Origin of the sequence: Klebsiella sp. Q2 (assembly GCF_009900705.1) — a bacterium.
GTDB classification, from domain to species: Bacteria; Pseudomonadota; Gammaproteobacteria; order Enterobacterales; family Enterobacteriaceae; genus Klebsiella; species Klebsiella quasipneumoniae.
The window spans coordinates 593,370-603,507 of record NZ_JAAABE010000002.1; the positions used below are offsets into that span (position 1 = coordinate 593,370).

At 59.3% G+C, this 10,138-nt stretch carries 11 protein-coding genes and 1 riboswitch; of the genes, 8 read left to right on the plus strand and 3 right to left on the minus strand.

Annotated elements, in window-relative coordinates; genetic code table 11:
• Nucleotides 1–19 precede the first annotated feature (19 nt).
• Nucleotides 20–934 (minus strand): DMT family transporter, encoded by a 915-nt coding sequence (locus tag GT756_RS10595; protein WP_114465409.1) that lies wholly within the window; start codon nt 932–934, stop codon nt 20–22.
• Nucleotides 935–1,137: 203 nt separating this feature from the next.
• Here GT756_RS10595 and GT756_RS10600 point away from each other — a divergent pair, with 203 nt between their 5' ends.
• The gene (locus GT756_RS10600) at nt 1,138–2,238 is read left to right on the plus strand and encodes an iron-containing redox enzyme family protein (protein WP_114465407.1); all 1,101 of its coding nucleotides are present in this window, start codon (nt 1,138–1,140) and stop codon (nt 2,236–2,238) included.
• Here GT756_RS10600 and GT756_RS10605 read toward each other — a convergent pair.
• On the minus strand, nt 2,214–2,792 hold the full coding sequence (locus GT756_RS10605) for a TetR/AcrR family transcriptional regulator (RefSeq protein WP_160124761.1): 579 nt from the start codon (nt 2,790–2,792) through the stop codon (nt 2,214–2,216). The two genes, GT756_RS10600 and GT756_RS10605, sit on opposite strands and share 25 nt — an antisense overlap.
• Before the next feature lie 153 nt (nt 2,793–2,945).
• Between GT756_RS10605 and GT756_RS10610 the strand changes: the two genes are divergently transcribed.
• Together GT756_RS10610 and GT756_RS10615 are read left to right on the plus strand one after the other, a co-directional pair.
• Nucleotides 2,946–3,548, plus strand: a complete 603-nt coding sequence (locus tag GT756_RS10610; RefSeq protein ID WP_023318284.1) for an HAD-IB family hydrolase — start codon at nt 2,946–2,948, stop codon at nt 3,546–3,548.
• A 71-nt stretch (nt 3,549–3,619) separates the two neighbouring features.
• Nucleotides 3,620–4,156 carry a GNAT family N-acetyltransferase gene (locus GT756_RS10615; RefSeq protein ID WP_057215306.1) on the plus strand — a complete coding sequence of 179 codons (537 nt, stop codon included), beginning with the start codon at nt 3,620–3,622 and terminating at the stop codon, nt 4,154–4,156.
• A 38-nt stretch (nt 4,157–4,194) separates the two neighbouring features.
• On the opposite strand, the gene oxlT is transcribed toward GT756_RS10615, so the two are convergent.
• The gene (oxlT, locus tag GT756_RS10620) at nt 4,195–5,451 is read right to left on the minus strand and encodes an oxalate/formate MFS antiporter (RefSeq protein WP_064150025.1); all 1,257 of its coding nucleotides are present in this window, start codon (nt 5,449–5,451) and stop codon (nt 4,195–4,197) included.
• 475 nt (nt 5,452–5,926) lie between these two features.
• A riboswitch (guanidine-I (ykkC/yxkD leader) is annotated at nt 5,927–6,025 on the plus strand.
• Nucleotides 6,026–6,081: 56 nt separating this feature from the next.
• Here oxlT and GT756_RS10625 point away from each other — a divergent pair.
• From GT756_RS10625 to GT756_RS10645, 5 genes are read left to right on the plus strand one after another with little or no spacing between them, the layout of a single operon-like run.
• The gene (locus tag GT756_RS10625; RefSeq protein ID WP_048324232.1) at nt 6,082–7,140 is read left to right on the plus strand and encodes a putative urea ABC transporter substrate-binding protein; all 1,059 of its coding nucleotides are present in this window, start codon (nt 6,082–6,084) and stop codon (nt 7,138–7,140) included.
• Nucleotides 7,141–7,164: 24 nt separating this feature from the next.
• Nucleotides 7,165–7,980: an ABC transporter permease gene (locus tag GT756_RS10630; RefSeq protein ID WP_043519578.1), complete on the plus strand. Its 816-nt coding sequence runs from the start codon at nt 7,165–7,167 to the stop codon at nt 7,978–7,980.
• Nucleotides 7,977–8,753: an ABC transporter ATP-binding protein gene (locus GT756_RS10635; RefSeq protein ID WP_004205863.1), complete on the plus strand. Its 777-nt coding sequence runs from the start codon at nt 7,977–7,979 to the stop codon at nt 8,751–8,753. The genes GT756_RS10630 and GT756_RS10635 overlap by 4 nt, the downstream gene beginning before the upstream one ends.
• A 4-nt stretch (nt 8,754–8,757) precedes the next feature.
• Nucleotides 8,758–9,486, plus strand: coding sequence for an urea amidolyase associated protein UAAP1 (locus tag GT756_RS10640; RefSeq protein ID WP_043519577.1), 729 nt, complete (start codon nt 8,758–8,760; stop codon nt 9,484–9,486).
• 10 nt (nt 9,487–9,496) lie between these two features.
• Nucleotides 9,497–10,132, plus strand: a complete 636-nt coding sequence (locus GT756_RS10645) for an urea amidolyase associated protein UAAP2 (RefSeq protein WP_017900291.1) — start codon at nt 9,497–9,499, stop codon at nt 10,130–10,132.
• The last annotated feature ends 6 nt before the right edge of the window (nt 10,133–10,138 follow it).

The window sequence follows — 10,138 nt, forward strand, 5'->3', positions numbered from 1 at the left end:
CAGACGCCCGGCAGACAAGCTAACCGCGCAGGCGAACCGTCGCCGCCTGGCGTTTCTCCAGCGAGCAGATGCCAATCCCCAGCATAATGAACAGCGCGCTGAACAGGTGCCAGGCATGGGGCTGGGTATGCAGGAAGAGGATGCTCAACACCCCGCCGGAGAGCGGGATGATATGGGTGTAAATTTCCCCCCGCGTGGCGCCAATCGTAGCGATACCTTTATTCCAGAAAAGATAGGCCAGCCACGACGGGAAAATCACCAGATAAGCCAAACCGCTGAGGAAAAACGGCTCGCGCCAGGCGGTCCATTCCTGCGCCGGGTGGCGCATCAGCCAGAAGGCGACGATTGGCAGCAGGAGCAGGGCGCCGAGCAGCGAGCTGACGGCGACAAAGCCATTCGCCGGGATGCGGCGGTCCTTCAGACGTAACAGCGAACAATAGAGCGCCCAGCTCAGCGCCGAACCCATCGCCCACAAATCGCCGACGGAAAAGGTATGCAGCGAGGCGGCATGCAGCGGATCCCCCTGGAATAAGAGGATCATCACCCCAAGAGTGCTGAATACCACTCCCAGCCAGTTGCGGGCCGATACCGGGTCGCGAAAAATCAGCCGGTTAATCAGCAGCACCATGCTCGGCGTGGCGGACATATAGATGGCGGCGTTGAGGGCGGAGGTGGTTTGCAGACCGATATAGAGCGTGAGCGGGAAACTGACCTGACCGCACAGGGTGAGCACCAGCACCGCCGGGGCGTTTTCCTGCAGCAGGTGACGACTGTCGGCAATCTGCCGGCGGTAGAGCAGGCCCAGCAGCAGCGCCGTCAGCGCCCAGCGCGCTTCGGTCATCAGGATCGGATCCACGCCCTGAACCAGCACGTGACCGACAACGTAATTCCCCCCCCAGAACAGGGCGGCCAGCGTCAGTAACAGATAGGGCATAGTGATTCCTTGTGTCGTTTGTTACTGTACTGGATGGTAACTTTATTATTTTTATAATATCAATAATATTTTAGTGGTTTTTGTTTTTTTGGTTTAAATTCTCTAAAAAGACAGCACGTTATCAATATGAATGAAATTTACGTTGCCGCATTGTGAGCGGTACTATACCGTATAGTCGCCATGCATTTCACAGGGATAAATTCATGCGTAATACCGACAATGGGGTCATTGGTCGTGACCAAACCGCGGTGATGGCCAGGCTGGCGCTGGATGAGTTAATTGACCAGCTTCTGCACAGTAACGCGCTGTCGCTGAAGTTGACGGCCAATCCGCAGGTCGCCGACAGAGCCTGGCATCTGACTGAGAATACCTGCATCCGCGCCTTCTCCGCTGACGACCCGCAGGCCAAAAAGCGCGCGCACCATGCGCTGTTCATCCTCTATCAGTCCTGGCTTGCCGACCCGCTCTCGCCGGCGGCTGCCAATCAGTTTCATCCACTGCTCTCCGGGATCCGAAATTACATTGAGTCTGAGTGGCTGCGGGCGGAAAGCAAACGTTTCCATCGCCAGCGACCGGTGCTCAATGCCGGCAATATCGTCGACGAACTGCGCGCTCTATGCCAGCAGCACCAGGCGTCTCATCATCCGCTGTTCGATTTCCTTGCCAGCGAGGCCTCCGCCGCGCAGATCGACTATTTCTTCAAAAGCGACAGCGCGCTGAATCTGCTTTTCTTCGATCTGGTGGCGATGGGGCTGGTGGGCTCGTTGCCGGAAACCCGCGCCGAGATTGCGCAGAATCTGTGGGATGAGATAGGTCAGGGCAGCACTGAGATCACCCACGTCAATCTGTATAAGGATTTACTGAAGCGGCGGAATATCGCCTTACCGGACAATCATTTCGCCCATCTGTACGAGTGGCAGGGGCTGGCCGGGTATAACGCCTTTATGGTCGGCGGCGTAAATCGTCAGCATTACTACAAATCGCTGGGAGTGATGGCGATGACCGAACTGCTCGACCCGCCGCAGTATGAAAAACTGGTGGCGGGCTGTCGGCGGATTGGGCTTTCCGATCGCGACGTGCATTACTATGCCGAACATATCACGGTCGATATCGGCCATGCGGACGGTTGGCTGAACAATGTGATTGTGCCGATTGGCAAAAAACATCCGGCGGCGATGGAGGAGGTCTACTTTGGCGCCGCGCTGCGCCTGCAAACCTGCAACGATTACTATGATGGTCTGCTGGCGGCGCTGCAGTCGCTGGACGGCAGCGCATCATCTCACAGCGTACCGCCTTCTGAGTAAATAAGCGCTTTGGCCGCGCTCCAGGCGGTCGTCCCCGGCGGGATCTCCCGGCATTCGGCGGACTCGGCCTGCTGGGCGGCGATGGCGCCATCGATGAGCATCACCATCATCATAGCGACCCGTTCGGCAGGCTCTGGTTTTAATACCAGAGTCAGGATATCGCGGAAAAACTGCCACAGGCGCGACTTGAAGCGGGAGCACTGCTCCCGGATCGCCGGCGATGACGCGCCATATTCGAACAGCGCGCGGGTGAACATGCAGCCGTGGAACGTTTCGCAGGTCAACCAGCACTGATAGTAGTCGAACACGGCGAACAGCTTCTCCCGCGCGGTGGCTTTATCCGCGGTGATCTGCGTCAGATCCTGCATAAACTCGCTCTCTTTTTGCCGGAGGATAGCCAGAATGAGCGCCTCTTTATCGGCATAGTAGCGGTAGAAGGTCATTTTGGAGATGCCGGCATGCTCAGCAATCCGCTCGATGCTGGGGGACTGATATCCTTCGCGATTAAACAGCTCGCTGGCGTGGCGGAGAATGTCCGCTTGTTTTGGCTTCATGCGTTTTCCTGTCGACTGGTTCGCTGTCACGACGGCCGGAGACTCGGCCGTCCTGCGACAGCGGTGCATTATGCCGGATCTTGCCGCCAGGCGGGTAAAAAGTAAATCAGCCGCACCTTTGCGGCGCCGGTGTGTCTGTATAAGGTTACAAGGATGAAGAAGAACATTGCCTTTTTTGACTTCGATGGCACGATCACCCACGAAGATACGTTTACCCCTTTTATTTATCAGTCCCTCGATGCGAAAGCCATTCGTCAGGGCAAATTGCGGCTGTTGCCGTATATTCTCGCCTGGAAAATGGGCTGGCTTTCCGCCTCTGCCATCCGGCAAAAAGTATTTCATTATGCTTTTGCCGGGAAATCGCAACCTGAGATCCTGCAGCGCGGGAACGATCATAGCCAGGTATTTATTCCCCATACACTGCGGGAGAACGCGATGCAGCGCATAGCCTGGCATCAGGCGAGAGGGGACACCGTGGTGGTGGTTTCAGCCTCGCTGGATGTCTATCTTCGACCGTGGTGCCAGCAGCATAATCTTGAGCTGCTGTGCAGCGAAGTGGAATTTCAAAACGGGGCAGCGACCGGAAAGTATCAGGGGGGAGACTGCAGCGGCCTGGCCAAAAAGGCGCGTATCCTGGCGAACTACTCCCTGGCCGATTACGAGGAGATCTTCGCCTACGGCGATACGCCGGAAGATTTCGCCATGCTGGCGCTGGCCACCACTCAAATCTATCGCTGGGATGAGGCTCCGCCATGAGCCTGGCAGCGCCAGGCTGCGCAGGTTAAGATGACGCGCTATTGCCCGGCTCACCAGGAAGAAGAGAAGAGATGTTGCTACCCCTGACCACGCCCCGGCTGCTGCTGCGCCGGTTCAGAACGGAAGATCTGCCGTCTTTCAGCCATTATCGCAACCTGCCGGAAGTGGCCCGCTTTCAGAGCTGGAGCCATTACGGGATGGCAGAGGCGACAGCCTTCTATGAACAACAGCGTTCGCTGGCCTTTGCTGAGGATGAAAGCTGGTTCCAGCTTGCCGTAGCGATCCAGGCCAACGGTGCGCTGGCGGGAGATGTGGGGATCCATTTTTTCGATCGGGGCAGACAGGCCGAGCTGGGGATGACCTTTTCCCCGGCATATCAGCATCAGGGGTATGCCCGGGAAGCCATGAGGGCGGTGATAGCCTTACTCTTTGAGCAGTTAGCCCATCACCGGCTAATAGCGGTGGTAGACACTCGCAATACCGGGGCGATCAAACTTCTGGAAGGGCTGGGCTTTCGTCGCGAGGCGCATTACCGGCAGAATATCTTTTTTAAAGGCGAGTGGGGCGATGAGTATCTGTACGCGCTGCTGCGCAGCGAATATCAGTGAAGTGACGGCATGGCCGTCACTTCTGTCCGGCCGGGCGATCAGCTATGTTGGCGGATAAAGCGCGCGCGCCACGGTTTTAGCACCCACAGCGCGAGGGCAGCGGTGATAAAATCCAGACCAATGGCGCAGCTGAAAACCACATGCCAGCCGTGGGTGTACTGATAGAGCAGAGCCGCCAGCGGGCCGCCGAAGATGGACCCGATGCCCTGCGAAATATACAGCCAGCCATAGTTGCTGGCGGCATGTTCGCTGCCAAAGGTATCAGTGAGCGTCGACGGGAAGAGCGAGAAGATCTCCCCCCAGCCAAAGAACACCACCCCGGAGAGCAGGACAAACAGCAGCGGATCTTCCCGGCACGCCAGCCAGAGCGTCATCGCCACTCCCTCCAGCGCAAAGGCGATAAACATGGTTTGCTCGCGGCCGAAGCGGTCGGAAATAAAACCAAACAGCGGCCGGGTTAAGCCGTTGGTGAAGCGGTCTATCGTTAACGCCAGCGGCAGCGCCGCCATGCCAAACACCACCGCCTGGCTAATGCCGAAGTCCTCGGCGAACACCGCCATCTGCGAGGTGACCATCAGCCCGGAAGTCGACATCATCGCCATCATGGCAAACATCAGCCAGAACAGCGGCTGGCGCAGCATTTCCCGGGAGGTAAACGATCTGCTGCTCTGCGCCACCGTCTGGCTGACGGGCAGGGAGACAGCAGGCGGCGGCAGCTTCAGCCCCTGACTGGCGAGGAAGCCGACGAGGGCGAAAAGGATCCCGAAAGTTGTCAGCGTGTGTTCAAGGCCGTTAGTGGTCAGCGACAGGGAGATGGGGAAAGTGGTTATGATCGCCCCCATCCCGTAGCCCGCCGCCACCGCGCCGGCGGCAAAACCCCGCTGCCTTGGGAACCATTTAACCATCAGGCCGACAACGCCGATATAGACGATCCCGGTCCCGAGGCCGCCCATGCAGCCATAAACCAGCCACAGCGTCGCCAGGCCCTTCACCTGCGCAGAAAGCACCCAGCTCATTCCGGCCATCACCGTGCCGATAGCGATCAGCCGCCGTGGGCCAAATTTTTCCACTAACCGCCCCTGAAAGGGCGAAAAGAAGGTCTGGAGGATGATCAGCAGCGAGAAGGTGACCTGCAGCTCGGGCAGACCGACGCCCAGCCTGGCGGCCAGGGGTTTCGTCAGCAGCGTCCAGACATATTGCGGGCTGGAGATGGCGGCCATACAGATCAAGCCCAGCACCAGCTGGCGCCATTTGCCATATTTCGGGGTAACCAACGGTTCGCTGAGTGTCGTCATGTTGTTCTCCGTTTTCAGTTAACAGACTTCCGTGAAACGCATTCACCCTGGATGCCTCACGGAAAGGGGAAGGTGGCGACCGCAGAGTGACGACGTGTTGTGGCCATACGGCATACGATCTTGTCCACATCGCGGTATACAAGCGCACAGCATTAAACGTGCCACCTAAAATAATCATTTATATTCAAGATATTAATGTGATGAGGTGGGATCTGAAGGGATGCGGCATGGTGAGCAAGCGGCACTGAGGCGGTGCAAATGCGTGATTGCGGTGCGCGGGGAAACACGCCGATATGCGGGAAGGCATGCTTATCTTTCCTGCACCAAAGCCATGCAATGCCCCACTTTTACTCCCCATTTTTGGGAGGCGATGCCCCGGTTGGCGGTAAATCACCGATGGAACGGCTATTTGGCTCCTGGCATGGCGCTTGCAAGAACATCGGCAGAAAGCAGCGCAACAGACAATTCAGATCACACAATAGCTGGCTAGGGTTCCGGTTCACCGCGGTGAACGTCTGGTCCGAGAGCTGGCGACCTCGGCGAGGTTACACGGCGGGATAAAAGCCCGGGAGACAGCAGCACCGTTGGGTGTCGCGCTGCTCCGTTTCTCGTGCTAACCAGAGGTCCACCATGAAAACATCGCCGCTCCTCCGCTCACTCGTCCTGTCGCTGACGCTGCTGACCAGCGTCCCGTCCTTTGCCGCCGTCAAAAAAGAGTTCAACGTCTGCTGGACCATCTACGCCGGCTGGATGCCATGGGGCGCCATCAGCAATGAAAAGATCATTGATAAATGGGCCAGCAAATACGGCATCAAAATCAATATCGTTCAGCTCAACGATTACATCGAATCCATCAACCAGTACACCGCCGGGCAGTTTGACGGCTGCACGATGACCAACATGGACGCGTTGACGATCCCGGCGGCGGGCGGTGTCGACAGTACGGCGCTGATCACCGGCAGCTACTCCGACGGTAACGACGGGGTGGTCCTCAAAGGGGCGGATAAAAAGCTCAGCGACCTGAAAGGAATGTCGGTGTATCTCCCGGAGCTGTCGGTATCCCACTATCTGCTGGTGCGCGGCCTGGAAAAAGCCGGGCTGCAGGAAAAAGACGTCAAGGTGGTGAATACCTCCGATGCCGATATCGTCTCGGCCTTCGGCACCAGCGGCGTGCGGGCGGCGGTGGCCTGGAATCCACAGCTGTCGGTTATCAAAAAGACCCCGCAAACCAGCGAAGTGTTTAGCTCCTCGCAGGTGCCCGGCGAGCTTATTGACATGATGGTGGTGAATACCCAGACCCTGAAAGATAACCCCGCGCTGGGCAAAGCCCTGACCGGCGCCTGGTTTGAAATGATGGCCAAAATGAAGGCCGGGGATAGCCAGGCGTTGAGCGCCATGGCCGCCGACGCCGGTACCGATCTTGCCGGCTATCAGGCGCAGCTGAAAACCACCCATCTGTTCTGGACGCCTGCCGACACCCTGGCGTTTATCTCCTCGCCAGATCTGGCGAAAACCATGCAGCGAGTGGCGCAGTTCTCGTTCGATAAAGGCCTGCTGGGTGAAGGGGCGCAGAGCGCGGACTTTATCGGCATGACCTTTCCGGGAAATGTCACCCTCGGCGATGCCGCCAACCGCAAACTGCGCTTTGACGACAGCTACCTGAAGCTGGCCGCCGCGGGCCAGCTCTAATGATTGCCGCCGGGAGACCACGCCATGCGCCACATTAACCGTTATCCCCAAAAGGGGATGCGCCTGACGCTGATGCTGCTGCCTTTTGTCGTGCTGATCGCCGCCTGGTTTATGGGATCGGCGGTGCGGCTGGAAGCCAATCCGCAGGACAAGTTGCTGCCAGGCCTGTCGCAGATGGTGGCAGCCATTGACCGGATGGCGTTCACCCCGGACAAACGCAGCGGCGAGTATCTGCTGTGGGCCGATACGCTGATCAGCCTGAGCCGTCTGCTGACGGGCCTGGCCGTCTCGTCGCTGATCGGCCTCGTCATCGGCATCGCCGCCGGCGTCTTCCCGATGTACCGCGCGGCGCTGTCGCCGCTGCTGACGGTGGTGTCAATGATCCCGCCGCTGGCGATCCTGCCGGTGCTGTTTATCGTCTTTGGCCTGGATGAGCTGTCGAAAGTGATGCTGATCGTCATCGGTATTACGCCGATGCTGGCGCGCGACCTGGAGCAGCGGGCGCAGGAGATCCCGGCGGAGCTGTTTATTAAGGCGCAGACCCTCGGCGCCAATAGCTGGACCCTGGTGCTGCGGGTGGTGCTTCCCCAGCTGCTGTCGCGGCTGATCACCTCCCTGCGCCTGCTGCTGGGCTCGGCATGGCTGTTCCTCATCTCCGCCGAGGCCATCTCCGCCACCGCCGGGCTGGGGTACCGCATTTTCCTGGTGCGGCGCTATATGGCGATGGACGTGATTATTCCCTATGTCATCTGGATCACTTTGCTGGCATGGCTGATGGATCTGGCGCTGCGCCAGCTGCACAAGGCCTGTTTCCCGTGGGCGGAAGGAGGTCGGGGATGAGTTTTATCGACATCAAAAACATCTGGCAGGAGTACGGCGACCACGTGGTGCTGGAGCGCATCAATCTGCAGGTGAAAGAGGGCGAGTTTTGCTCGATGGTCGGCGCGTCCGGCTGTGGTAAATCGACCTTTCTGCGCCTGCTGCTCGGTCAGGAAAAACCGACCCGTGGTGCCATCCTGCTCGACGGCCAGCCGCTGGCGGCGGAGCCGGACCGCAGTCGTGGAGTGGTCTTCCAGCGCTATTCGGTGTTTCCGCATCTCAACGTGCTGGATAACGTCGCCATCGGCCTGGAGCTGCCGGCGTCCCCGCTGCTGGGGCGCCTGTTTGGCGGCAGAAAGCGCGAGGCCCGGCAACAGGCCCAGCGGATGCTGGAGAAAGTGGGCCTGGGACACGCCCTGGATAAATACCCGGCGCAGCTCTCGGGCGGGATGCAACAGCGGCTGGCCATTGCCCAGGCGTTCGTGATGCAGCCGCGGGTGCTGCTGCTGGACGAGCCCTTCGGCGCGCTGGATCCCGGCATTCGCAAGGATATGCATGCGCTGCTGCTCCAGCTGTGGAGCGAAACGCGCATGACGGTGTTTATGGTCACCCACGACCTGGCGGAAGGCTTCAACCTCGGCACGAGGCTGCTGGTGTTCGACAAAGTGCGCATCGACCCGCAGGCGCCCAACGCCTGGGGAGCGCGTATTACCTACGACATCCCGCTCAATGAAGCGCGGATGGCGCAGCTGGCCGCCGGTAGCGACACCAACGTTTACGCATTAAGGAGATAAATTGATGACTGAACTGCTTCACTCCACCCCCAGCCTGCGCGAAGAGCAGCTTCCCGGCGGGGCGCACACCTCGCTGATTTTGCGCAAAGGGCAGATCCTGCGCCTGACCGATATCGACGGCGGGGCGAACGTCAGCATGATGATGCTCAACCCCCATGAGAAAAGTGAGCGTCTGAACCTGCCGGATACCCTCAAGGGGCAGCATACCGCGCGTCTGACTGCCGGGCACTGTTTCTACTCCGATATGGGCCGGGTGCTCGCCGGGATCGTCGCCGACAGCTGCGGCTGGCACGATCCGTTCGGCGGGGTCCTTAACGCCGAAGAGACGCACGACAAATATGGCGCCGGACGCTACCAGGAATTACGCAATGGCTTCTACCGCAACGGCGTCGATAACCTGCTGGTGGAGATGGGGAAATGGGATCTCGGTCTGGAAGATCTGCTGATGGTGGTCAACTTCTTCAGCAAAGTCACCGTCGATGACGAGGGGCGCTTTCACTTTGTCTCCGGCAACAGCCGCGCCGGGGATTACGTGGAACTGTATGCCCCGATGGACGTCCTGCTGGTGCTCACCGCGCTGCCGCATCCCCAGGATCCGGCCACCGAGTATGCCCCCCGTCCGGTGCAGCTGAGCTGGTATCAGGCCGACGATGAAGACGCAGCCACCCAGGCGCTCCTGACCCGCGATGAGAACCAGCGCGCGTTCCGCAATACCCAACTTTTTGCCCTGTAAGGAGGCGTTTATGACCCTTATCACCAGTAACCGACGCCCGGAAGAGGCCGTCTATCGCCATGTGATCCCCGCTGGGGAGCCGTGGCTGTTTGAGGTAAAAAAAGGGCAAACCCTGCGCCTGCTCGATCTCGAAGGCAACCAGGCGATTGATACTCTGTTTTACAACGCCGACAACCCGCGCGAGCGCTACGATGCGCAGCGCACGCTGCGCCGCCAGGGTAACGCCTACCTGACCGCCGGCAGCGTGCTCTATTCCAATCTTGGTCATCCGCTGATGACCATCGTGGCCGATACCTGCGGGCGGCACGATACCCTCGGCGGCGCCTGCGCCCAGGAGAGCAACACCGTGCGCTACGCTCTCGACAAGCGCTATATGCACAGCTGCCGGGACAATTTTCTCTGCGCCTGTCTGCACGATGGCCGTCTGCATAAACGCGATATCGGCGCCAACATTAACTTCTTTATGAACGTGCCGGTGACGCCGGAGGGGGGGCTGACTTTCGAGGATGGCATCTCGGCGGCGGGAAAATACGTGGAACTGCGCGCGGAGTGTAACGCCATGGTGCTGATCTCCAACTGCCCGCAGCTCAACAATCCCTGCAACGGCTGGAACCCGACCCCCGCCGAGGTGCTGGTATGGAACTGACCCGCT

Coding starts and splice junctions, on each gene's coding strand:
- oxlT (WP_064150025.1), bottom strand. CDS start 5,451: ATGACGACACTCAGCGAACCGTTGGTTACCCCGAAATATGGCAAATGG.
- GT756_RS10605 (WP_160124761.1), bottom strand. CDS start 2,792: ATGAAGCCAAAACAAGCGGACATTCTCCGCCACGCCAGCGAGCTGTTT.
- GT756_RS10630 (WP_043519578.1), top strand. CDS start 7,165: ATGCGCCACATTAACCGTTATCCCCAAAAGGGGATGCGCCTGACGCTG.
- GT756_RS10600 (WP_114465407.1), top strand. CDS start 1,138: ATGCGTAATACCGACAATGGGGTCATTGGTCGTGACCAAACCGCGGTG.
- GT756_RS10615 (WP_057215306.1), top strand. CDS start 3,620: ATGTTGCTACCCCTGACCACGCCCCGGCTGCTGCTGCGCCGGTTCAGA.
- GT756_RS10625 (WP_048324232.1), top strand. CDS start 6,082: ATGAAAACATCGCCGCTCCTCCGCTCACTCGTCCTGTCGCTGACGCTG.
- GT756_RS10635 (WP_004205863.1), top strand. CDS start 7,977: ATGAGTTTTATCGACATCAAAAACATCTGGCAGGAGTACGGCGACCAC.
- GT756_RS10645 (WP_017900291.1), top strand. CDS start 9,497: ATGACCCTTATCACCAGTAACCGACGCCCGGAAGAGGCCGTCTATCGC.
- GT756_RS10610 (WP_023318284.1), top strand. CDS start 2,946: ATGAAGAAGAACATTGCCTTTTTTGACTTCGATGGCACGATCACCCAC.
- GT756_RS10640 (WP_043519577.1), top strand. CDS start 8,758: ATGACTGAACTGCTTCACTCCACCCCCAGCCTGCGCGAAGAGCAGCTT.
- GT756_RS10595 (WP_114465409.1), bottom strand. CDS start 934: ATGCCCTATCTGTTACTGACGCTGGCCGCCCTGTTCTGGGGGGGGAAT.